This is a genomic window from Microcoleus sp. ARI1-B5, from assembly GCF_036705795.1.
In the GTDB taxonomy this organism is placed as follows: Bacteria; Cyanobacteriota; Cyanobacteriia; order Cyanobacteriales; family Microcoleaceae; genus Microcoleus.
Genome location: NZ_JAUBVK010000001.1, coordinates 550,235 through 573,340, shown reverse-complemented (window position 1 = coordinate 573,340; position 23,106 = coordinate 550,235). Strand labels below are relative to the sequence as shown.

At 47.3% G+C, this 23,106-nt stretch carries 21 protein-coding genes; 9 read left to right on the top strand and 12 right to left on the bottom strand.

All coding sequences use genetic code 11. From position 1 onward, the window contains the following. Positions 1-53: 53 nt before the first annotated feature. Positions 54-785: a PaeR7I family type II restriction endonuclease gene (locus QUB63_RS02560; RefSeq protein WP_332943204.1), complete on the bottom strand. Its 732-nt coding sequence runs from the start codon at positions 783-785 to the stop codon at positions 54-56. Then, on the bottom strand, positions 782-1,828 hold the full coding sequence (locus QUB63_RS02555) for a DNA-methyltransferase (protein ID WP_332943203.1): 1,047 nt from the start codon (positions 1,826-1,828) through the stop codon (positions 782-784). Before QUB63_RS02555 ends, QUB63_RS02560 begins: the two co-directional genes overlap by 4 nt. A gap of 171 nt (positions 1,829-1,999) precedes the next feature. Between QUB63_RS02555 and QUB63_RS02550 the strand changes: the two genes are divergently transcribed. Beyond that, entirely contained in the window at positions 2,000-2,779 is a 780-nt protein-coding gene (locus tag QUB63_RS02550) for a photosystem II S4 domain protein (RefSeq protein ID WP_332943202.1), read from the top strand. Between the two features lie 322 nt (positions 2,780-3,101). On the opposite strand, the gene QUB63_RS02545 is transcribed toward QUB63_RS02550, so the two are convergent. After that, on the bottom strand, positions 3,102-3,881 hold the full coding sequence (locus tag QUB63_RS02545; RefSeq protein ID WP_332943201.1) for an SDR family NAD(P)-dependent oxidoreductase: 780 nt from the start codon (positions 3,879-3,881) through the stop codon (positions 3,102-3,104). Between the two features lie 98 nt (positions 3,882-3,979). On the opposite strand from QUB63_RS02545, the gene QUB63_RS02540 reads away from it, so the two are divergent. Then, positions 3,980-5,317, top strand: coding sequence for a hypothetical protein (locus QUB63_RS02540; RefSeq protein ID WP_332943200.1), 1,338 nt, complete (start codon positions 3,980-3,982; stop codon positions 5,315-5,317). 10 nt (positions 5,318-5,327) lie between these two features. On the opposite strand, the gene QUB63_RS02535 is transcribed toward QUB63_RS02540, so the two are convergent. From QUB63_RS02535 to QUB63_RS02520, 4 genes are all read right to left on the bottom strand, one after another. Next, positions 5,328-5,606 carry a hypothetical protein gene (locus QUB63_RS02535; protein WP_332943199.1) on the bottom strand — a complete coding sequence of 93 codons (279 nt, stop codon included), beginning with the start codon at positions 5,604-5,606 and terminating at the stop codon, positions 5,328-5,330. A 28-nt stretch (positions 5,607-5,634) separates the two neighbouring features. Then, positions 5,635-5,871 (bottom strand): 2Fe-2S iron-sulfur cluster-binding protein, encoded by a 237-nt coding sequence (locus tag QUB63_RS02530; protein WP_332943198.1) that lies wholly within the window; start codon positions 5,869-5,871, stop codon positions 5,635-5,637. 223 nt (positions 5,872-6,094) lie between these two features. Beyond that, positions 6,095-7,561 carry a cobyric acid synthase CobQ gene (cobQ, locus tag QUB63_RS02525; RefSeq protein ID WP_332943197.1) on the bottom strand — a complete coding sequence of 489 codons (1,467 nt, stop codon included), beginning with the start codon at positions 7,559-7,561 and terminating at the stop codon, positions 6,095-6,097. Positions 7,562-7,822: 261 nt separating this feature from the next. Next, entirely contained in the window at positions 7,823-9,313 is a 1,491-nt protein-coding gene (locus QUB63_RS02520) for a Ycf66 family protein (protein WP_332943196.1), read from the bottom strand. A gap of 141 nt (positions 9,314-9,454) precedes the next feature. Between QUB63_RS02520 and QUB63_RS02515 the strand changes: the two genes are divergently transcribed. Together QUB63_RS02515 and QUB63_RS02510 are read left to right on the top strand one after the other, a co-directional pair. Beyond that, positions 9,455-9,874, top strand: a complete 420-nt coding sequence (locus QUB63_RS02515) for a hypothetical protein (RefSeq protein WP_332943195.1) — start codon at positions 9,455-9,457, stop codon at positions 9,872-9,874. A gap of 375 nt (positions 9,875-10,249) precedes the next feature. Further along, positions 10,250-10,687 (top strand): DUF6918 family protein, encoded by a 438-nt coding sequence (locus QUB63_RS02510; RefSeq protein WP_332943194.1) that lies wholly within the window; start codon positions 10,250-10,252, stop codon positions 10,685-10,687. Between the two features lie 233 nt (positions 10,688-10,920). Here the strand turns inward: QUB63_RS02510 and QUB63_RS02505 are convergent, their stop codons facing one another. From QUB63_RS02505 to QUB63_RS02495, 3 genes are all read right to left on the bottom strand, one after another. Beyond that, on the bottom strand, positions 10,921-12,444 hold the full coding sequence (locus QUB63_RS02505) for a nickel/cobalt transporter (RefSeq protein ID WP_332943193.1): 1,524 nt from the start codon (positions 12,442-12,444) through the stop codon (positions 10,921-10,923). A gap of 226 nt (positions 12,445-12,670) precedes the next feature. Beyond that, positions 12,671-14,074: a tetratricopeptide repeat protein gene (locus tag QUB63_RS02500; protein ID WP_332943192.1), complete on the bottom strand. Its 1,404-nt coding sequence runs from the start codon at positions 14,072-14,074 to the stop codon at positions 12,671-12,673. A 216-nt stretch (positions 14,075-14,290) separates the two neighbouring features. Next, entirely contained in the window at positions 14,291-15,505 is a 1,215-nt protein-coding gene (locus QUB63_RS02495) for a DUF4331 domain-containing protein (protein WP_332943191.1), read from the bottom strand. Between the two features lie 574 nt (positions 15,506-16,079). Here QUB63_RS02495 and QUB63_RS02490 point away from each other — a divergent pair. From QUB63_RS02490 to QUB63_RS02475, 4 genes are all read left to right on the top strand, one after another. Next, positions 16,080-16,646, top strand: coding sequence for a sigma-70 family RNA polymerase sigma factor (locus tag QUB63_RS02490; RefSeq protein ID WP_332943190.1), 567 nt, complete (start codon positions 16,080-16,082; stop codon positions 16,644-16,646). 150 nt (positions 16,647-16,796) lie between these two features. Beyond that, on the top strand, positions 16,797-17,378 hold the full coding sequence (locus QUB63_RS02485; protein WP_332943189.1) for a cupin domain-containing protein: 582 nt from the start codon (positions 16,797-16,799) through the stop codon (positions 17,376-17,378). Between the two features lie 154 nt (positions 17,379-17,532). Continuing rightward, the gene (locus QUB63_RS02480) at positions 17,533-18,006 is read left to right on the top strand and encodes a DUF732 domain-containing protein (protein ID WP_332943188.1); all 474 of its coding nucleotides are present in this window, start codon (positions 17,533-17,535) and stop codon (positions 18,004-18,006) included. Between the two features lie 227 nt (positions 18,007-18,233). Further along, complete coding sequence (locus QUB63_RS02475) at positions 18,234-19,121, top strand: hypothetical protein (protein WP_332943187.1); 888 nt, start codon at positions 18,234-18,236, stop codon at positions 19,119-19,121. Between the two features lie 291 nt (positions 19,122-19,412). On the opposite strand, the gene QUB63_RS02470 is transcribed toward QUB63_RS02475, so the two are convergent. Together QUB63_RS02470 and QUB63_RS02465 are read right to left on the bottom strand one after the other, a co-directional pair. Further along, positions 19,413-19,955: an acireductone dioxygenase gene (locus QUB63_RS02470; RefSeq protein ID WP_332943186.1), complete on the bottom strand. Its 543-nt coding sequence runs from the start codon at positions 19,953-19,955 to the stop codon at positions 19,413-19,415. A 238-nt stretch (positions 19,956-20,193) separates the two neighbouring features. Then, positions 20,194-21,402: a NupC/NupG family nucleoside CNT transporter gene (locus QUB63_RS02465; protein WP_332943185.1), complete on the bottom strand. Its 1,209-nt coding sequence runs from the start codon at positions 21,400-21,402 to the stop codon at positions 20,194-20,196. Between the two features lie 71 nt (positions 21,403-21,473). On the opposite strand from QUB63_RS02465, the gene der reads away from it, so the two are divergent. After that, entirely contained in the window at positions 21,474-22,835 is a 1,362-nt protein-coding gene (gene der, locus QUB63_RS02460) for a ribosome biogenesis GTPase Der (RefSeq protein WP_332943184.1), read from the top strand. Positions 22,836-23,106 lie beyond the last annotated feature (271 nt).

Genomic DNA, 23,106 nt, shown 5'->3' with positions numbered 1-23,106 from the left:
TTGGCAAACAAGCATTTTTCTCGGTGGTGGACAGAGAAAATCTGTTACCTAGTCTAGAGCGCGTGCCGGATAAGCTGCCGCAAAAAATTGGCTGCCGACAAATCTGAACACGGCTCCGTATAATTGGGATTTTGTGCAGCCTGTTCGCGGTTTGTCACTAAAAAACAAGCAGCCGTGAAATGCCTTTCCCGCACCATCTTCTGACAAAAAAGTTCGTAGCGTTGAGCATAGCTTGCCCCTCTAAACTCCGGCAAAACCGCGAAATGCGGTTCGGCAACCTGCACCGGCGCGCGCGAAGCCGGACTGTCTTCCAAAACAAACAAATATCCCAACCACGGTGGCGGAGGTGCTTCGCCAAACACCCCTTCCCGGTAAGCTGTCCAGATGTCGAGAGCCGCCCCCATCGCTTCTTCTGTGCGGTTGTTGAAATTGTTGCCAAAGCTGCCAACCTGGCTTTTCAACTCGATGACTACCTTGAGTTGTCGCTTTTCTGGGTCTACCACCAGAAAATCATACATCTTCGTCGGCCGAAAAAACCCTGGGATGACAGTTAGGCTTTTCTTAACGTGGATGTGGTTTTGAGGAACACCCGCAGCCAGCAGGAAATTCGTCAGGGTGAGGATGAAACCGTCCATCTGTTTGCCTCCTGTCACCGCGCTGCGATTGCCTTGGTCAACTTTGCCTGCTAGCACCTGGGCTTGTGCTTGAGCGATGCGGGTATCCCAAAAACCCTGCACCGCTTCCCGGAATACATTATCGGGGATGATGGGCGAGTGTCCCGTCATTCGGCAACCTCCGCCATCAATCCGTCATAAACTACGCGCAAACCATAACTCTCCTGCATCCGTTTCAGCGCCATCTGATGGTAATTGGGCTCAACATCTACCCCGATACTGTTGCGTCCCCAGTTGGCCGCGGCGACGCAAGTTGTGCCCGTCCCCATAAACGGGTCAAGTACCGTGTCCCCGGCAAACGAAAACATCCGCACCAGCCTTTCTGCTAGTTCCAAAGGATACGGGGCGGGGTGTTGCTTGGTGGAAGCGCCTTTGATATCCTGCCAAATTTGTTGAAACCACTGTCGGTGCAGAGTTTCCGGTATCACGGACAATACCCGGGCTGTGAGGGTAGGGCTGCGGTAGCCGCCCGGTTTGCGCTGCATCAGGATAAATTCGATATCGTTTTTGATGACACCTCCGGGCTCGTAAGGCTTGCCGAGAAAACTGGTGCCATTTCCGGCTGCTTCTAGGGAAGCATTGGCGATTTTGTACCAGATAATCGGTGCGAGGTTATCAAATCCCAGATGGCGGCAGTGTTCCTGAATGCTGGCGTGCAGGGGAAATACCATGTGCCTGCCAAAACGCCGGCGCGCAACACAGACATCGCCCACGACAATCACCAGCCGTCCGCCGGGGACTAAAACGCGCCATATTTGCTGCCATACTCGATCGAGCTCTTGCAAAAACTGTTCGTAGTCTGCTATTTCCCCAAGCTGGTTTGGGTTTTTGAGATATTCTTTTAAATTCCAGTACGGGGGCGATGTGACTACCAGATGCACGCTTTCATCGGGAATATGTGTCAAGTTTCGGCTATCGCCCTGTAGCAGGGAATGGAAAGATGGCAAGCTTTGCACTCGATGCTGAATTTCCTGGAGCAACGCTGCATTTTTGCTGATGGCAGGAATGGCGCGCTGTTCGCCTGCTGCTAGTAATGCGGCTGCTTCCTCGGGTACAAGGCTTCGATCCTGTAGCGCTTGTTTCAACGGTTCGGCTGCTTCCTGAGACAGCAACCGCGTTGAAATATTAACCTTGCTTAAACTTGAAGACTTCATACATTAGGCATAATAACACTGTTTATCATATCAGCTTTACCAGTACCAAAAATCCTAATATCGTTGTTGGATGATTTTAGACTATAATTAAAGTAGTGCGACTGTTAAAGAAGTAGACTTTTTAGTTACAGCAAGGTTTGGCAATCTCAAATTAGAATCTAAAATTGACTGATGTTGCAAAGAGAAGAACTGTTAAAAGGTATCGAAAACCGCGAATGCGTGGCGCGGGCGATCGACCAAGCGGAACAAGCAATTAAAACTTGGGAAGTTAGTCAGACTGATTTTCTGTCGCCGCCGGAGTTGGCGGATACTCTGACGGTGTTTAAGCGCTTAACTGATGTGGAATTAGTGGCTTGGGGCGGCTACCCGCAAGCTGAAAGGCAAAGAATTGCGATCGCGCGATCGGATATCCCGATCGACTCTGAAGCGGTTAACATTGCTGCGGTAGAAATCGCTGGCAATTTCCTCTTCGACACCGCCAGCCACCGCGACTTTTTGGGGGCGATGCTGGGTACGGGAATTGTCCGCGAGAAAACGGGCGATATCATCGTGTTGGGCGAACGCGGCGCGCAAGCGATTGTCATGCCCGAAATGGTAGAGTATTTGGAGATGAGTTTGCAGCAAGTGCGATCGGTTCCCGTGAAAACTCGGCGCATTGAGTTGAGCGAACTCAAAATTAGAGAACCCAAAAAGAAAGAAATGACAACCGTTGAAGCATCGATGAGATTGGATGCTGTAGCTTCGGCGGGATTCGCAATGTCTCGCAGCAAAATGGTTGAATTCATTGACAGAGGCGACGTGCGAGTTAATTGGAAAGACATCACCCAAGCTAGTTATAACGTTAAGTCTGGAGATTTAATCGCTGTTACCGGCAAAGGAAGATTGGAAATTGGGGAAGTTATGGTAACAAAAAAAGAACGCTATCGAGTGCAGTTAACTCGATACTTGTAATTTGGAGAATTTGGAATTGGGACGCGGGTAAGTGCCGGAGTCCGACAGGGGTTGAAAACCCCTGTCTCATAGCAAAAGTCCTCTCAAAGAGGACTGATATCATGTCCGAAGAGAACGAACACAATAAGATGAGTTTGTAGTGAGAACTTTAGTCCTTATAATCAGAGGACTAAAGTCCTCACTACAAACCTTTTTTATTACGGGTAATTGACCGGAGATGATATGAAGTTCGCGATTATTTAATCTAGCTGTGCAGTCGGTTGAAACCGACTTTCGCTATTAGCCCGGAACTTGAGTTCCGGGCGGGCTTACCTGCAAATTGTTAACGCCGAAACAGCTTGGCTATCGAGTTTACCAAAAGTTCTCGCGGCATAAATCGGGGCATATTTACGATTATGGGATTCGGGAATCCGCCAGTCACGACGTTAGACTGATTTTTGTCTAAAGCTTTGAGTCCATCTCGCACTACTTCCTCGGCGGAAACGAGTTTTTGCCCGCTGCTAGATGCCAGAGCTTCGGGAAATTCTGCTGCTTTAAAAAAATCGGATTCTGTGGGACCGGCACAAAGTGCTAAAACCCGAATTCCTAAATCTTTGTTTTCCGCCCAAAGTGCCTCGCTGAAACTCAACACAAAGGCTTTACTTGCTGCATAAATTGATAGGTACGGCATCGGTTGAAAGGCTGCAATAGAAGCCACATTGATGATACTTCCAGATTTTCTCTGCCGCATTCCAGACAAAAATAAGTGCGATAGTTCAACTAATGCTACAATATTCAGTTGCAGAATTCCTACTTGTTTTGCTAAAGGGCGATCGGCAAAAGCACCGTAATCCCCAAAACCCGCATTGTTCACCAGCAAATCAACCGTCCAACCTTTTTGAACAACCGCATCAAATACAGCAGTTGTGGCTCCTGGCGCCGTCAAATCTTGAACGATAATTTCGACCAAAATATTGAAGTCCTGTTGCAGTTGAGCAGCTAGCTGCTGCAATTTGGCTTCGGAACGAGCTACCAAGATTAAATTGTGCTGGCGTTTGGCTAATTCGGCGGCAAAGGCTGCACCAATTCCGCCAGAAGCACCGGTGATTAAAGCAGTTGGCATGAACTTAAATTCGGATTATTTGATGTGGTCTTTATATATTTTAACAATTATCTCGGCGAACAACCTGTAGAATAATTAAAAGGGAATAGGTGAGTTTTATGGCGCGTCTTACCGATCGAGCTTTTGACATTTTACGGGCCCAAGTTGACAAGTGCGCGGCTGATGATGCTCTGGCGGGTGCAGTGTACCGCAAGATGGTGATGAAGCGGCTGGAGAAGTTGCGATCGCAAAACGGCACTTTCGCATCCAGAGAAGAAATCCGCGATGCCTTCAAAGACGAATTCCCCAATTTCAGCGAAGAAGCTCTCAAAGCTGCCGTCAAAGCCAACCGCGCGCCCGGATTGTTCGATAAAATCCTCTTGGCTGGCGGTTTGTTGGGCGCTGGGGCGGGGATAATTTGGCTGATTAACTTGCCTTTCCCGATGATTCGGTGGCCCGTGGCGAACACCCTGCCGATCTTGCTTTGGCCCAGCTTTATCAGTATGGATTACAATTACCGACAGGCGATCGCCCTTGTGGAACAATCCGATCAACTGGTTAACAAAGCTACGGCTGCGGCAGATTTCGACTTGGGCGAAACAAAAGTCAAAGAAGCGCAAAAACACCTTGATGCTTTGCCGGTGTGGTTCCTCGGCTATTACCCAAAGAGGTACTGCTCTTTTTCCCGTTGCACTTGGCGGTTTACACTCGATGAATTTCAAGCAGCCCGCAAAAATATCGGGCGGATGGATGCTCAGATTTTCCAGCAAAAAAATGCTTTTACTGAGTTAGATCGAGCCGAACAAACTCTCAACGCGGCGAAACAGCAGTACCAGCAAGCAAAAACTGCCGCTGACAGGCAAAAAGCGACGGGAAATTGGCAAAGTGCGATCGATCGACTCAATCAAATTCCCGCAGAAACCCTCGCCGGAGAAACAGCTAAGAAAAAACTCCAAGCAGCAGAAAGAGACTTTCAAGCAATGGGAGGCGTCGCCACCGGTTCCCTCCACGCCGACAACTTAATCGAAGCAGCCAAAGAATTTGCTCTTTCCGCCGCCGTCGCTTCCCAAAAACCGCCGCATCCAGCCGCCCAGTGGGAGCAAATAGCAGGATTGTGGGAAGAAGGAATTAACCGATTGAAAATGGTTCCTGTCGATAATCCGGGCTATCTCGACGCTCAAACCAAACTCGCTGAATATCAGAAAAATTTAGGAATTGCCCAGATTAGACTGCAAACAGAAAAGGATTCTGAAAAAGCTTTGACAGAAGCTAAAAGCTTGTTTGCAAGTTTGCAAAATAACTTAAATTCTCCCAGTCAAAATCCCGGTAACTCCCTCGGACAATTGCAACAAATTATCAATCAATTAGAATCCGTCAAACCTGGGACAACTGTTTATCCCGAATCTCAAAAATGGCTGCAATCTGCTCGTAAAAAACAGAAAGAATGGCAAAAGTAATTAAAGCGTATCAGTCACATCGCTCGATCGCAATACCGCCAAATCGCCCTTCATCCGCCCAGCACTGTATCCCCTCGATATAGCAAATGTGGCTGAGATATTCTTCTTGAGTATCAACTACGATCGCCTGAAAACCTCCATCCATTGAGACGTTAAAAAACTTCAGCTTTCGCCCTCGATCGTCACAGGCTTTGCTGCGGCAAGTCGAACATACTAGACGGGGATACCTTTCCCAATACGGGGATGGGATGGAACAGATGGGGCAGGGATGAAGTTGTCGATCGTTCATAGGAAGATTGACTTAAAAAATATATCGATTACCAAGTCGGGTCAACATACAGATTAATTGTAACTTGCTTTTTCCCGGAAGGGATGCCGGAAATACAAGCACAAATCGTATCCCCGCCGTCAATTTCTACTTCGCAAGCGTGACAAGAACCCATCAGACAGCCGGTAGGAATAGAAACCCCTGCACGTTTGGCTACATCTAGCAACAGCTCTCCTGCTTCAGCTTCCACTGTCACATTATCCGGCAAAAAAACAATCTTTGTCATGCAATTTTAACTCCAGATACGATACCATTTTTAGAAATTTTTGCTCCCAACAAAGTGTGAGGTTTGTTTACACGAATTCTGTCAGTTATTTGTAAGGTGCGTCGCTGTAAGATTTTCGATATTTAATTAGGGATTGTTAGCATAGCGACGCACCCTACGACTTCCTTCTCTTTCTGACATCCGTTAAATCCGCTACATAATCCGCTGCCGAACTTCCTTCTTTTTAACCTAAAATCTGCCTGATATCTAAATGCTTTTCCACGGTATCTGCTAGAGTCTCTAACAGAGTTTCTCGGTGTTCCCGGTAATTGGGAATACCTGTGGGCAATGCGCGGAGTCCCCGCTGTTGGCGCAAGTGATTTAACCAAGCTCGCCGCCAAGCTCCGTTGTCAAAGATGCCGTGCAGGTATGTGCCCCAAATTGATTGAGAAGTGTTGACAATTCCTAAACTCGGATCGTCAAATAGCGGTTGAGTCAAATCTGACTCGATCATTTGGGTTCTTCCTTGGTGAATTTCGTAACCTGAAACTGGTAAACCCGGTTGAGGATAGTTAGATGTTACGATCCGTTGGCGGGCAATTTTGTTCGGTGCGATCGCAGTTTTCAAAGGCAGCAATCCCAATCCTTCAAATTCTCCCTTTTCTCCCTCAAGCCCTTCTTTATCGGTGATACTTTCTCCCAGCATTTGAAAGCCGCCGCAAACTCCCATGACTGTACCGCCAGCTATTAAGTAATTTTTAATAGCTTCTGCCATACCTGTTTGGCGCAGCACCTGCAAATCGGAAATTGTAGTTTTAGAACCCGGTAAAATCACGGCATCTGGATGGCCTAACTGGTCTTTTGGGCTGACATATTTGACTGTGACGGTAGTTTCCGACTCCAGGGGGTCAAAGTCGGTAAAATTGGCAATTCGGGGCAGGCGGATGACAGAAATATTTAGGTCGGTTTGAGAATTGGGAGAACGCCGATCGAGCAAATCGAGAGAATCTTCTGAGGGAAACACTTCGTCTATCCAAGGAATCACCCCAACTACCGGGATTCGGGTCCTTTCTTCGAGCCAAGTCAGGCCCGGATCTAAGATCGATTTTTGTCCTCGGAACTTGTTAATAATGAATCCTTTAATTAAAGCGCGTTCGTCGGGATCGAGCAATTCCAAAGTACCGATAATGTGAGCAAAAGCGCCGCCGCGATCGATATCAACGACTAGCACAGTCCGAGCATTCAAATGTTTGGCCACCCGCATATTTGTTAAATCGCGGTGTTTGAGATTGATTTCTGCGGGGCTACCTGCTCCCTCGCAAACGATCATGTCAAATTCTTGACCGAGAAATTCTAAAGATTCCCGAATAACTTGCCAGCCGAGATCGAAATACTGCTCGTAATATTGAGATGCTCGGACATTTGCGATCGCGCGGCCCTTGACAATCAATTGAGAAGTCATATCTCCTTGTGGCTTGAGCAAAATCGGATTCATTTCTACCCAAGGTGCGACGCCGGCAGCCCAAGCTTGCACAGCTTGAGCGTAGCCCATCTCTCCGCCGGCGGCTGTGACATAGGAATTCAGTGCCATATTTTGACCTTTAAACGGAGTTACCCGCCAGCCGCGCCGAGCAAAGATGCGACACAATGCTGCAACCAGTAAAGATTTCCCTGCGTGAGATGTTGTTCCCACGACCATAATTGCTTTCATAATATAGCGCTTCTCAATGAGTTTTACAAGAATTAACGCTATTATTTTATAGGGTTAATTGCTAAAATTATTTTCAAAAGTTACCGATCGTTCCTGCTTAATATTTTTGGGACTTCGCCTAAATTGTACAAGTGATTTAGACTCGCTCTACCCAGGCACAAGTAAGAAGTAAGAAGTAAGAATGCAAAAGTAAGAAGTAAGAAGGTAGAAGGTAGAAGGCAGAATCAAAATAATTCTGGTTTCTACCTTTTGGTTTCTACCTCAAGCTGACGGCTTGTGTTCGCCGGATACATTTTCCGACTTGGATTCAGTGGCCCTTTGAGCAGTTTCAACCCGATCGGGCTGTTCTCCGTCAGAAGAGGGTTTTTCTTCTGTGGATTCGATCGAGATCGCTGATACTGAAACCGTTTCCACCTGCACCCTCAACCCAGGTTCTCCGGGTACTTCTATCTCTACAGGCTCTGCTATTTCCACCACAGTCATTTCTATGGATACAGGCTCTGCTGCTTCTGGTTCGGATTTATCAACATCAGGCGGTGTTGTCCGAGTCTCAGCGGACGATCGCTCTTCGATCGAATTTTCCCCTATTTTGGCAGAACTCGCGGTTTGAGCCGCCATCAACTCGGCCATTGCTTCAACATCGGTGGGAAACGGCACTCCTTCGCTTGTTTCCACAGCAGTGTTGCTGGTTTCGGCTGCCACTTCGGCTGCTGCGGAGGCTAATTCTGATTCGAGAATCCGATCGATATCCGGTGCCGGAATTGCCGTTATCTTAGATTCAGGTGCGATCGGCTCTGGAGTCGCTTTCGCTGTTGTCACCGGAGCACTTGCATCAGACTTATTTTTACCCGCACCCCGTCCCAACATACCGCCGAGACTATTTTTGATATTGCCGAACAGACTTCCGAAACCGCCTGCTTTTTTAGCTGTTTTGGCAGGAGTTGAGTTTGCCGTTGGGGCAGCAGTTGGTGTCGCCGCAGGGGCTGCCGAACTAGCAGCAGACTGGGACTCTTTAACCCTCGCCCTCCACATCTCGTCAAAATCATCGGCTTCGGGCTGCTGTTTCACCTCTGGCTGAGCCTCTGCTGGCTCCACAGTTGCTGAATCGTCAATTTCTGATTTTTCAAGAGGTAGAGGAGTGAAGCTGCTTGCTGCTGATTCTGCTGGGGGTGGTGAAGTCTCAGCAGCAGGATTTTCGACGGAAAACACGGGTATTTCTGCAATTGCAGGTGGTTTCGAGTCGGGAATTGCCAAGTCAGGGGCGATCGCACTTTCGGCAATAATTTCAGGTATTGGGGGAACCGCCGGCTGTTCCTCTAGCTTTACCTCGCCCTGATTCACAGCGGGTGCTGGAACAACATCAGCTTTCGGTTTGGGCGATCGAACAAACTTAGGTTTTTTCGCTGCGGGCTCTTGTTTCTTGCCAAACAAACCTGATAGCGGCGCGCCCATCGCCCCGGCCAAATTCGCCGCCTGAGGAATCGGCGTTTGCTCAGAAACGGGCGTCACCAGCCTGCGCAAAGTCAGAGTTTCCCAGGCAAAGGATCCCAACACAGCCACACCCGCCATTTGACCAAGCAGGAGAGCTCCCGTAATTCGCCCCGCACAAGCCCATAAAATTAACGCATAAAAAAGCCCTACCCCGCTCCAGGCAAAATCACTTTTGCGGTGAACTTCTGGAAAAAAGAAGGCCGCCATGTAAATACTGAAGCTGCCCAGACCGACCGCCAACGCCAGAAAGTATGCAAGCATATTGTCGGTACCTCCGCTGTGTCAAATAACTTCTACGCGCTAATTCTACCTTTGTGAGACACTCAACGGCTTCTTTCTCAGGGACAATTCCCGATGTGGAAGGAAGTTCGGCAACGAGCAATGTACTGGATTTAAAGGATTTTGACGGATGTTGAGGGATTTAACGGATGTTGGTGGAACAAGAAAGATTTTCCCAACTTTCTTGTTCTCCCATCTCTCCCTCCCCCTCTCACCCCCTCACCCCCTGACCCTCTCCTGAGTAGTGATATTTGTCACTCTTTCTATGCTGGTACGATCGCACTTGCCGTAGAGGATGTTCTGTATGGTGTAGGTGTAAGAGGAATTATGCCCTACGGCATATGTATTGGAGACAGTGCTATGTTTGAAAAACTGTTGTTAGCGGCGGCCTTAACCTTATCGGTTCACATATTTGCCGGAGTCAGCACTTCCGCGAAATTACCAAAAAATTTGGTATTGCGATCGAGCGATCGCCCGACTCAAACCCTGAAACTTCCCCTGGTGGCAGTACCTGCGGCCCTCAAGTCGAACGTGGAATCCTAATGATGCGTGCCAAATAATACGTGCAAGTGCGATCGAACGCAAGGCAGAGCCTGTCTAACATTTTTTTCAAGCAGTTCTCTTTTCTATTTAACTCTTCACAACTCATCAGTGTGTAGTGACGGCTTCAGTCCTCATTAATATCAGCTAATAAGGACTTGCATTCGGAACGATCGAACCGCAGGTGAATAAGGAGTAGCATCTGACATTAATTCCCATAACCTACGAAACAAATCTCAACATCAGGTTGTCAAGTACAGAAATTCAAACCTTAAAAAAAATGTGTAATTCTGAGTAAAGGGTCAAAACAGATATATGCTCCCCACATGAAACTCAAAGCGAATCAGCACATTCACTGTTAAATCAAGGAAAGTAAAAATGGGACTTAGCGATATTCTATTGAATGAAAACAAGAGAGACACTATAGTTGATGACTGTGTAAAGTTGATAGACAAACAAGTTGCAGCAGCGCCGGGATTGGGCGGTTTGGCTCTGAAAGCTGCCTACTCTACTGTCAAAGGCATACGGGCTGACTATTGCGCCCAAGTCGTCGATCAACTTTTGCCCGAAATCTCGATCGCGCTCGATCCGATGTGGACTGAAGCAGTAAACAATGGCAGCCCAGTCGAATATCTGGCCCAAAGAAAAGCTCAAGTAGCAGATCAATTGCTGCAAATCAGTGACAAAAAAGCCGAAAACAGCACCAGAGCAGTTGTTAAAGGCGCCTATGCCAAACTCCGCCCCTCAGCTAAGACTTACGTGGAAAACGGCATCCCGGATTTAGCCGAAATTATTAATAAACATAGTGCGATCTGATGTTGAATTGGTGGGGACTTCCCGCCAATTCTAATCCTTGTGCGGGCGGGAACTTCCCGCCTGCTAGTTAATTTTTCGGACACAAAAGATAAGACGGCGGTTGAAACCGCACGCCAAACAAACGATGTCCGCTTTCGGGCCGACAGAAGAGGATAACGTAATGTCTGGTCTTCAACCGGCGTCCGGCGGGTTTTGCTTGTTGTATAGACGCGGTTTCAACCGCGAGCGTCTTCTTATCCATTGCCAATTACCCATTGATTCGCCGCCAATATTTTCAAAATAGCCTCTCCAGTAATGCCCAACCCCAAAAACATTACAAACATGGCGCTAAATGCAGGCAAAAACTTCACGGCTGTTATCTGTTTTGGTAGTCGATCGAACTTACGTTTCGCGTAAACTAAGATTAATCCGATCGCACTCAGCACCAAAGCCAATCCCAAACTAAAGGCTACCACCAGCGTCATCCCCAAACCAACATTACCTAAAGCCGACGCGCTCAACAGCATCACCAAAGCGGAAGGACAAGGCAACAATCCCCCCGAAATCCCCAACAATAATAAGCTTTTCCAAGTAATGGGAGAACCGTCAGCACCGGGCGGCAAATGCGAGTGGATGCGGCCGTCTCCGTGATGGTGGTAGTGATGAGATATATCTGGTTTGACAGGTTTAAATTCCCTCTCCCAAGTTCCTCTACTTAAAAGATTTACTGGTTCCTCCAGGTTTGTAGTAAGGACTTTAGTCCTTGGGTTTTTGCGGACTGAAGTCATCACTACGAACCTGATTTTTTGTAAGAGTAGTTTTAAGTTGGTAATGGTAAGAATTTTAGTTTTTGGTTTTTTGCGGACTGAAGTCCTCACAACGAACCTGGTTTTGATTCTTTCTGAAAGTAACTTGAGGCCGATGACGGCCACTAATAAGCCTGAGATTAAACTCAGCCAAGGATCTAATTTTTCTGGCTCGATTAAGTTAGAAGCAAATAGCGTAATTCCTCCCACAGCAAACACCCCCGCAGTGTGAGTAATTGTAGTAGTCGCTGCTAGAAACAAAGCGTGTACTGGAGTAGCCCGCGAACCCACTAAATAAGCGCCGACTATTGTTTTTCCGTGTCCGGGGGACATTGCGTGCACGCATCCCCACGCAAATGCTCCCGTTACTGCTAGCACCAAACTCCAGCCTGAATCCCAGATAGATTCATTTCCTGCTAACAAAAACTCCCGGTTTTGCGCTGTAAATACAAAGCTTTTTACAGCACCGGCTTGCACAATCGTAGCTTGACAGCTAGCTGTCGGAACTCCGGGCAAAAATAGATTGTAGTTAATCCGCAATTTGTCGAGTCTTGAAATTACATTAGATGCGGGCCAGGTGTAGTTTAAGATTAAGGTGCTGTGGGTATTGGGCTGCTGGATTAAGCTGGCGGTTTTAGCTGCTATTTCTAGCGGTGTTACTGCTACTGAGCCTTGAATGTTGCTGCTGTTGGTGATGCGAATTTGTTGGCTAAAAAACTTTTCTAGTTCTGTTTGGTGTCTGCGAATTTCAGCAAGTTGTAACTGTCCGTCTCGATTGTCGTCGGCGAAGTTTGTTAAGCCGGTGGGAAAAGTTAATGTTACTTCGGTTTGCGAATCATTAACGATTATTTCTGCTACTGATAAGTCTGACCAGTGCGAGTAGACTGGTCGGGTTGAGGTGCTTAAAAATAGTAGGACTGCGAGGAAAAAGAGAATGAGATATTGTCGCGGTTTGTGCCATTTTTTGTGCATAAATACTACCTTTTGAAACAAGTTTATTTTGTGAAATATTGTGCGTTTTCCGACAGTACGCCAGGGGTTTAAACCCCTGTCTGATAGCGAAAGTCGGTTGAAACCGACTGAAAGATTTTCTAATTTTTCTTGAAATTCTTTCAGTTTTCTTTCAGAGGACTTTCTCTCTCTCGCCGTTCGTTGAAACGAACGGCGGACTCAGGGATTAGCGAACATTACCCAATGCTCAAAATTCATAACTTCCCAAGCCCAAATATTTGCCCGATCGATCGCCAAAACTCGGATCGATTTCCTTAGCCTTTTGAAAATAAGCGCGAGATTCAGCATCTTTACCTAAAGTCCGGGCGATCGCACCAGCCCGGTAAAACATCCCCGCATCGCGAATTCCCGATCGCACGATTTCGGCCATCACCCGATCGGCCCCAAGCCATTCCCCAGCGCTAGAAAGCGCCCAGGCGAAGATATCCAGCGTCACCGCATCCCTGCGAATTTTCACTTCTTCCTGCATTAACAGCAGCGCTTCGGCGACATCCTGCGATCGACCTTTTTCCAGCAGCAAACTCGCCAAATCGCGCCGGTGCCCGAAACCTCCAGAAACCTGTTCCTGTCGCAGCCGGGCTTCTGCTTTGTCGCGCAGTCTCCCGGAGGATCTCGCATCTCCCTCTAACTCCTTCACCCTCGCCATACCGCGATCCACCTGGATCTCGAACACCGTCGCAGCCGGGCCAGAATAGGCAGAAACCTTGCTGTAATTAGCCTCCGCCTCCCGATAATTGCCTTGGCGCGTCTCCAAATCCGCCAAATAAATCAGCGCTAGCGGGTATCGCGGCACCAACCGCAGCGCTTCCAAAAATAGCGCTTTCGCCTGCACAAACTGGCCGCGGCGGGCGTAAAATCGACCTAAGAGCGATCGGGCTCGCGCCGATCCCGCCACCTCTCCCGGTTCCTCCGCAGCCATTGCTTGCCGGTAATCCTGCAAAACCTCAGCATCTCGCCCCTGCGACTCTCTCACTAACGCTCTTAATGTGAGAGAACCCAAGTTGGGAATCCGCTTAACTAAGGTTTCTGCGGCTATACTTGCCTCGCTCACTTTTCCGGTGGCTAAGTGAGATGTGACTGTAAGGGCGATCGCATCTTCATTGTCAAAACCCACCTGTTTAGCAAAGCGCAAAGCAGTAGCAAAATCGTGTCTGGCCTCGGCAATTCGAGCTAAAACTAGCAGCGCACCTTTGTTGTCAAAAGGCAAAAGGGCGATCGATCTTTGGGCCGCTTGTTCGGCCAATAAAAACCAACCGCCCTCCCCAGTTGCGCGACCCATTTTCAAATAAGCACCCGCCAGTGCCGCCCGGTTCAAACCGCTTTTTGAATCGATAGCTAATCGCTCCTGATAAAAAGCTATTTCTTGCTGAATAACTTCCTTTTGATTGCGATTATTTCTCAAACTTTCCGAGAAATGGTAGCGGTAATTAGCATCGAGATTTGCCGGAGTTTTGTTATTATAAAAATTATCGGAAATTTCACGCAAGTTCGGCAGCCAATTAACTGCGACAATTCCCACTATCGGCAGTCCGATTAGGAGCAACCACCAAAAAATATCTGATTTTGTTTTTTGTTCTTTATTAGCAGTCATTGGTTATAATTAAAATCCTTAAATTGAGATAGTGCATCTGTTTGATAGATTTTTGTCAAACATCTAATATCATGTCCGTTGAATTGCCGGCAATGAGATTCTGTCGTCAGGTGGGGGCGGGTTTATTTAGATTGTTAGTCTGCCGGAATAGATTGTTGGTGAAACCCGCCCCTACAAGTATTCTGGTTAATTAACCAGACTCGATCGATCTAACAACTAATTAGGCAAAGCCAAATAAGGAAAATTCGGTTCTAAGGGTTTGTGTCCCTGAGCCGGATTTCCCGGAGTTCCGTTATAAGAAACGTTATCGCCAACCGGAGAACCCACCAAAGCTCCCAGAGTGATATCAATAACGTCGTCCATCAGCATACGACCTCCGATCAAGCTTCCTTGAGCATTTGTAGCGCTAGCGTAGCCGCTGGTTTTTGTGGTATCGATCCGCATGACATCGGGTAAGAAAGCTCCGGCGATCGCATTTGGATCGACATTATCCCGACCGTCCAAAAGATCCACAGCATTCAGAGTAGCAACAGCTTCCTGCCGCACCGGAGCCGCAGCAGCGCTCAAATCCAATCTCGGAGAAATATTATTAAATGCTTCCAAAAATGCGGGAGTAACTATCAAACCCTCATTAATTGCAGGTCTCGCCAAACGCTCGAATTGTTTGAAACCGCCAACTCCATCCCTTACAGAAATAGTTGACCAAACATCAAAAGTATTCGCCCCTGTTCCTGCTTGCAAAAACGCTTTCGGAACGCGCACGGCAATTGTATTGACGTTGTAACCTTTAGTAAAGTCGATCGCTTTACTCGGTTCCTTGAAACCTACTTTCGCCCCTGTTCCCAAAGCCCCGGCGCGGACTCGGAAAAATTGTTCAACATCAAAGAAAAACGGGTCTTCCCGCAAACCTGCAAATACAGTCAAGTTAGAACCGCCGACAGGTACTGTATTCAAAACAGTATTGGAATTCAGCGGAGTTGTGGCAATTAGCCCGCCATTAACTGTAGTCTTAGTAGTTGTCTCCGAGCCGCCGCGAACAACAGTTACAGCCACCGCTTGCATACCTTGATTGTTAGGCGGACTGAAGGCAAACCGCAAGATAATATCGGCGCGTCCAGTCGGTGTAGAATTTACATCGCCTACCTGCGTGATGTGAAATTGGTACAGGGCTGTAGTGCTGAAATAATATTGATAGCGGGCTACAGATCGGGGATTTGAATTCATGGTAAATACTAAATCCCCGTCCGCAGCACCAGAGTTTTGGTCTTTTTCGCGATATACGTACAGGTCGGTTAAATTGACAGCGCGACCTTTGATATCTACTTCGCCGTCGTCGTGGTCGGAAGCGGCAATTATCCCAGGAGTTAATACAACAATTAAGGCTACTTCAATTGCTAGTACGATCCGGCGAATTTTTTTGGTTAGTTTCACAGTTAGCACCTATATTTCACTGAGATTTTTACAGAACTTCTAGATGTAGGGTGCGCGGCAGACCGCGCACCTTACCGCGCTCTTAGTAGCGTGTAAAACCAATTTTTGTGTAAGTCCTAATTGGTATACGAAGCTTTGGCAATTTTGGATCTGTGCTGCCAGATGAATTTATGTAAAAAAGTGCGTTATTGAGGGTTTACTCGTTCCCGGGCTATTCTTGGGAATGCTTGCTCGCAGACAGAGCCTCGCTGATATGGGTTCTCCGGCGCTTCTTTGCAGCGAGCGAGCAGAGCTTAGAAACGAGTTAATGGCGCGGTTTTGACAGTTCAGGCTCAGGGCATTTCTTCGTTCTGCATCAAGCGGATTGCTCTCGTCTCAAAAAAATCACTAATTAGGTGGTAAACTGCAAGATGACTTGGAATTTTTACAATTCAAAGCATGACAAAATTAGCCCGCAAAGGCCTACGTAGGATTGCATCCCCAATTAACTTACAATTATGTTCTGTAGTGATATACGCCGAATATTTAATTTTGGATCTGTGCACTCAAAACAAAATTTTTTAGGTACACTGAGATGACAGGCGAAAAGTCAAGGGAGGAATCGCTGCTTTTAGTGCAGATTGCCCACAAAGACCAAACGGCATTAGCTAAACTTTACGATCGCTACGGTCGCCCAAGTTATGCTCTCGCTTACAAAATCCTGGGTTCGGTAGAAGAAGCCGAAGAAGTGGTACTCGATGTTTTTTCCCAAATTTGGCAAAAAGCAGCAACTTACGATCCTTCTCGCAGTCGAGCAGATACCTGGTTGTTCATGCTTACCCGCAGTCGTTCCCTCGATCGGCTCCGAGTGTTGCAGCGAACAGTCCGAGCGGCCCAAGCTTGTCTGGAAGATGCTAAAGTACCCATCTCTAGCGTTGCAGAACCGATGGAAGATGCAATGATCGAAGAACGCAGCGAACAAGTCAAAGCGGCCTTAGAAAAACTGCCGCCTGAACAGCAACAGGCGATCGAACTAGCCTACTACCAAGGATTGACTTGCGCGGCGATCGCGACTAAAACTGGTATCCCGACAGGTACAATCAAAACCAGAATTCGGTTGGGGATTTCCAAATTGCGTCAAGCTTTGAGCGAACAATTTTAGATTTTCAACAAATAAATTTTAAGTGGTTTAACATCAATCTAAAATTATGGCATCTCCCATCATCCATCTTGAGTGCGAGGGCAGCAGAGCAATCTCAAATTTAAAATCAACTTAGGATGAATTACAATTAATGGCCCAAAACAGATGGAAATGATGCCAGACGAGGAGTATAACATCCTTGCAGCCCTTCAAGCTCTCGATACCCTCGACGAGTCAGAAAGTCGCGCATTTGCAGAGAAATTGAAAGAGTCCGCAGAACTTAAAAATGAATTAGCGGCTTTTGAAGCCGCAATTGCCGCGATCGCCTACACAGCCCCCCCAGTTCCCGTCGCCCCCGAACTCAAAAACCGCCTGTTCCAGCGCATAGCCGAACTGCCAATTGTTACCTCGCCAACCGAAAATAATACGCCATCTTTAATCGTGCGATCGAACGATGTCAAATGGAAATCTTATGGAGTTCCGGGAATGTCGATCGGCAAGCTTTACATTGACAAAAAAAAGCGCGAAATAACCTGCTTGATGCGACTAGAACCGGGAGTAAAATTTCCCCTGCACCGACACGCTGGCTCGGAGGAGGTGTTTGTATTAGAAGGAGATTTAATTGTAGAAGGGGAAGTTTGCCATCAAGGCGATTACATTCGATCGGTTCCTAGTTCCATACATTCGCCCATCACAGAAGGGGGATGTTTGCTGTTAATCAAAAGTTCCACAAACAACGAAATGCTTGTTTAAAAAGGGCAGGCTCTCCGGCCTACCCCACAAGAATTTTTGAAGATGTCTATTCATTGTGGCACGGGCCGGAGAGCCCGTGAAAGATGAAGGATAGTGGCACGGGCCGGAGAGCCCGTGAAGCACCAATTAAAAATCACCAATTAAGGATAGTGCTATGCTAAATTACTGGCGTTTAACGGCTGTCATGTCCGCCGTTATTATACAATTAGTACCGATCGCCAAAAGCGCGATCGCCCAAGAACGCGAAGGATGTTTTCTGGTCAATGCAGCGGGAGAAGTGATTAACTTAAACCAGTTGTGCGCGCCCCAAGAATCTGGAATTAACCTGACAGGAGACGATGGGAAATTTATCGAAGACTACAAACGCTTAGCAAAAAGCTACTCTCCTGACGCCACGAACAATTTACTGCAAGGAATTCAAAGTAGCCCCGGTCAAAAAATTGCCGCAGCTAAAAGAATGTGTGCAGAAGCCAAATCGGGAGTTTCTCTACCGGAAGTTAAATTAAGGGCGATCGGGCAAGCTGCGAGTATCGAAAATCCAACAGTCAAAGAAAGTTTTCTCGCCGATGCGGATATTATCACCACCCTTGCAGCCAATCATTATTGCCCGGAATTAGCCAGTAAGTAAGATCGTGAAATCTGTAGAGACACGGCAATCCCGCGTCTCTACTTGCAGTTAAAATCATTTCCGGTTACACCGTCCGTGATGTTGACGGTTGACTGTTGACAGTGAACAGTGAACAGTCAACCGTCAACAGTGAACTCGAATTTACTATTCCGATGAAGAGAGGATTTGATATAAAATATTAATAGTCCTCTTGTCGCGCAACGACTCAGGAAATTACCCAGCATGAGATGAAACATTTAAAATCAAGTTCCGCCGACTTGCGGGATTTATTCAAAGACAGCATTACAGTTAAATACCTCGCGGAACCGCTGAAATCTGTGCCCGCTGGGGAAGATGCAGCCCAATTGCGATCGTGGATGGAGGCGCGCGATTTTGACGTGCTCGGTATCGAAGAAAACGGCACGGTTTGCGGCTATGTAGAACGATCGCACTTAATGACAGGTAAGTGCAGCGACTACCAGGAAATTTTCCACCCGTCACAGTTAATCGCCGCCTCGACTCCGTTGATGGAATTGCTACCGCTGCTGCGAGAAAAACCGAGATTGTTTGTATTGGAAAGCAACCGCATCAACGGGATTGTCACCTGCGGCGATTTGCAAAAAGCGCCGGTGCGGATGCTGCTGTTTGGGTTGGTGACGCTGCTGGAAATGAATTTATTGCGGATTGTGCGGATTTACTTTCCCCAAGATGCTTGGCAGAATTTGCTTAAGGGCGATCGCATCTCAGCGGCAAAACACCTGTGGGAATTGGGGCGATCGCGAAACGAAGCAATAGACTTAATTGATTACCTGCAATTCTGCGACAAGCGAGATTTAATCCTGACGAATGCCGAAATAGTCGATCGGCTGGGGCTCAAATCCAAACGTTACGGGGAGCGTTTTTTAAAGTCAGCAGAAGCATTGAGAAACAAATTAGCACACGCCCAAGATTTAATCAACGGTTCTTCTTGGCCAGAAGTAATTTTTCTCGCCCAGGAAATAGAAGCGCTGTTGCAGCGCTGCGAAGAAATTGAAATTACCGCACCCGCCGAATTACAATACCGGGCGGTTGAAACCGCGTCTATACAAACAAAACCCGCGACTCGACTACGCTCGCCGAACACCTCCGCGGGTTGAAGAATGGGCGGTTAAATTTACGTTATTTTCTTTACACCCTCGCTTGTTCGGACATGGTTTGTATAGACGCGATTTCAATCGCCTTTATTTCTTAGTCCGCAGAGGCGGACATCGTTTGTGTAGACGCGATTTCAATCGCCGAGTTCGATCTTTATTTCTTAGTCCGCGTCGGCGGACATCGTTTGTGTAGACGCGATTTCAATCGCCGAGTTTTATCTCTATTTCTTAGTCCGCGTCGGCGGACATGGTTTGACAAGAAGCGATTTCAATCGCCGTCTGATATTTGTTGATTTAATTTTTTATCTTTAGTTTCCTATTAGTATACTGAGGAACCCACCCTTGAGCCGTGGTGTAATACTGCACCGCTTTCAAGTACAGCGACGGAGTGAGATAAAACCAATGTTCGGTATTGGGTGGCACTTTAATATATTCTTCAGCTTGCAACATTAATTGTACCTGAGAGCCGTTAGGATACACGAAACCAAAAACACATTCCCCAGCTAAAATGTGCAGAACTTCTGCATCTGCGTGGGTGTGAGTGCGATCGCTTTGAGTCATCAGCGGGTAAATCTGCGGCGAACCCGGATGCAGCACTTTTAAGTCGCACCACTGACATCCGCTGGCGCGCTTGAAGTATTCAAACTCCGTTTTAAATGCTGCCAGGATCTGCTGTTTTTCAGTTACACTGAGAATGTCTTGGAGTAGCAGTTCTTGAACCGCAGGATTTTCCTTTCTTGGCAGGCGATCGAGCTCAATATTGAAAACAGCCAGTTGGCTGGCGATCGCCCCGATATCCGTATATGTCCTACCGTCTTCTAGTTGCAGAACAGCCATATTACACCACCTATTTATTTGGCTTTGAGGAGAATTTAGTTTCCAGTTTCTATATACTGTTGTTACAGACTAAACTCCTGCTTGTTTTCCATAATAGCCGATCGCTCAAATTAGATCTTTTGCCTCGCCGATCCTCAACTTGATATCACACTTTCACTATAAAATCTTAAATTTTAACTTTTATTTAATAACCTTGAAAGTAGGGTGCGCAATGCGCACCTTACAAAACCGACAACTTTTAAAGCAGCATTCCCGCAATGCAAGCAGTCATAAAACAAGCCACAGAACCAGCAATCATCGCCCTGACGCCCAACCGAGCCAAATCGCCCTTGCGCGATGGCGCGATCGCACCAATCCCCCCAATTTGAATCCCGATGGAACCAATATTAGAAAAGCCGCACAAAGCATAAGTCGCAATAATTGCCGCTCGTTCCGAAATCGCCTGTTGCTTAACCAATTCCATCAAATCCAAATAAGCAATAAACTCATTTAAAATCGTCTTCTTCCCCAAAATCACCCCAATTTTTCCGCAATCCGCCCAAGGTATGCCCATCAACCAAGCCACCGGAGCCATCAAATAAGAAAAAATCCCTTCCAGCGACAACCCCGGCAAACTAATCAGCCCTCCAAACCAACCCAAAAGCGCATTAAAAAATGCCAACAAACCCAAAAAAGCAATCAGCATCGCTCCCACATTAGCCGCTAATTGCAAGCCATCGCTAGCACCCGAAGCCGCCGCATCCACCGCATTAGCATAAACCTGTTCTACCTTAATCTCCACCTCGCCAGCAGTTAGGGATTTTTCAGTTTCCGGGTACAGCAATTTAGAAACAGCCAAAGCAGCCGGTGCCGACATCACCGACGCAGCAATTAAGTGTTGAGCCGACACTCCAAAAGAAATATAAGCCGCCATAACTCCGCCCGCAATTGTCGCAAAACCCCCCGTCATCACAGCGTGAAGTTCCGAGAGCGTCATCGTCGCCACATAAGGCTTAATTAACAGCGGCGCTTCTGTTTGTCCGACAAAAATATTCGCAGCACAGGAAAGAGTTTCTGCACCGGAAGTTTTCATAGTTTTAATCATCCCCCAAGCCACCGCCTGCACCACCCGCTGCAAAATACCGTAGTGATAAAGTAGAGTGATGAACGAAGAGAAAAAGATAATAGTCGGCAGCACTTTAAAAGCGATAAAGTGCTCGGCAAATTTATCTCCAAATACGAACTTTGCCCCGGCATCAGAAAAATTGAGAAACTGGGTGACTAAATCTCCCAAAAATTTAAATGCAGCCAAACCCGGAGCAGTTTTGAGAATCAAAATTGCAAAAATTAGCTGCAAAGCAATTCCCCACAGTACGGGAGGCCACTTAACAGCGCGCCGATCGACTGAAAAGGCGTAGCACAAACCGACAAAAACCGCTAACCCCAATACAGAAACAAGTCTTTCCATTTAAGTCAGATTCCGTTATAATTAAAGATTAAAGCTCAAAATTACGGCGCAGCCTAATTGCTGCTACTTTTATGCCTCTACCTATAGTTGCTATTATTGGACGCCCCAATGTAGGCAAATCGACGATCGTCAACCGTTTAGCCAACAGCCAAGACGCGATAGTCCACGACGAACCGGGAATAACGCGCGATCGCACGTACAGACCAGCATACTGGGGCGATCGCGAATATCAAGTCGTAGACACAGGCGGGCTAGTATTCGACGACGAAACCGAATTTCTGCCATTAATCCGCGAACAAGCAATGGCGGCCCTCGCAGAAGCCAGCGCAGCCATTTTCGTAGTAGACGGAAAAACCGGACTCACAGGCGGCGACGAATCCATCGCCTCTTGGCTGAGGCTGCAAAAAGTCCCCGTCATTCTAGCAGTCAACAAGTGCGAATCGGAAAACACAGGACTCACCCAAGCCGCAGACTTTTGGAGATTGGGATTGGGAGAACCTTACCCAATTTCCGGGATTCACGGTAACGGCACCGGTGAATTGCTAGACGCACTAATGACTCACCTTCCCACAGAAGTAGAGCCAGAAGTAGATGAAATAAAAGTAGCAATAATCGGCCGTCCCAACGTCGGCAAATCGAGCTTGCTAAACGCATTTCTAGGAGAAAACCGCGCCATAGTCAGCCCGATTTCCGGCACTACCCGCGACGCGATCGACACCTTAGTAGAACGCAACGGTAAAACCTACCGCCTGATCGACACAGCCGGAATTCGCAAAAAGAAAAACGTCGAATACGGCGCAGAATTTTTCGGGATCAACCGCGCTTTCAAAGCCATCCGGCGGGCCGACGTAATACTGCTAGTAATAGACGCAATTGACGGCGTTACCGACCAAGACCAAAAATTAGCCGATCGCATCAGCCAAGAAGGTCGAGCCTGCATCATAGTCGTCAACAAATGGGACGCAGTAGAAAAAGACAACGACACCATCTACGAGTACGAAAAAGAAGTAAGAACCCGACTGTATTTCCTCGACTGGGCCGAAATGATCTTTGTCAGCGCCATGACAGGACAGCGCGTTGAAAAAATCATTGAATTAGTAGACAAAGCCTCCGACGAACACAAGCGCCGCGTCCCCACCGCCGTCATCAACGAAGTGATAGAAGAAGCCACAAGCTGGCACTCAGCCCCAGTTACCCGCCAAGGAAAACAAGGCAAAATCTATTACGGAACCCAAGTGCGATCGCAGCCGCCGACAATCGCCCTGTTTGTCAACGATCCCAAACGCTTCACCGAAAACTACCGCCGCTACATGGAAAGCCAATTCCGCAAACACCTCGGCTTTACCGGTACACCAATGCGGCTGCTTTGGAGAGGCAAAAAAGTTCGCGCCAGCGAAGTCAGTACCACCAACAGAGCACTGCGCGTGAAGTGATTTTAGATTTTGGATTTTGGATTTTAGATTGAAGAGAAAACGCAGTTTAATGATATGATTAAATTGCGATTTTTTCTTTTATTTGTGGAACAGGCGTCCCGTGGTTCGGGAAAGTACAATTTCAGAAATAAATCTGATTAGATGTCTGACAGTTGAATTCATCAAAACCTTAATCGGTAGACACCCAACACAAAATTGAAAATCCCCCAATCCCCCAATCCCCCAATTCCCCAAACAATCAATCAATCCCCCAATTCCCCAAACAATCAAT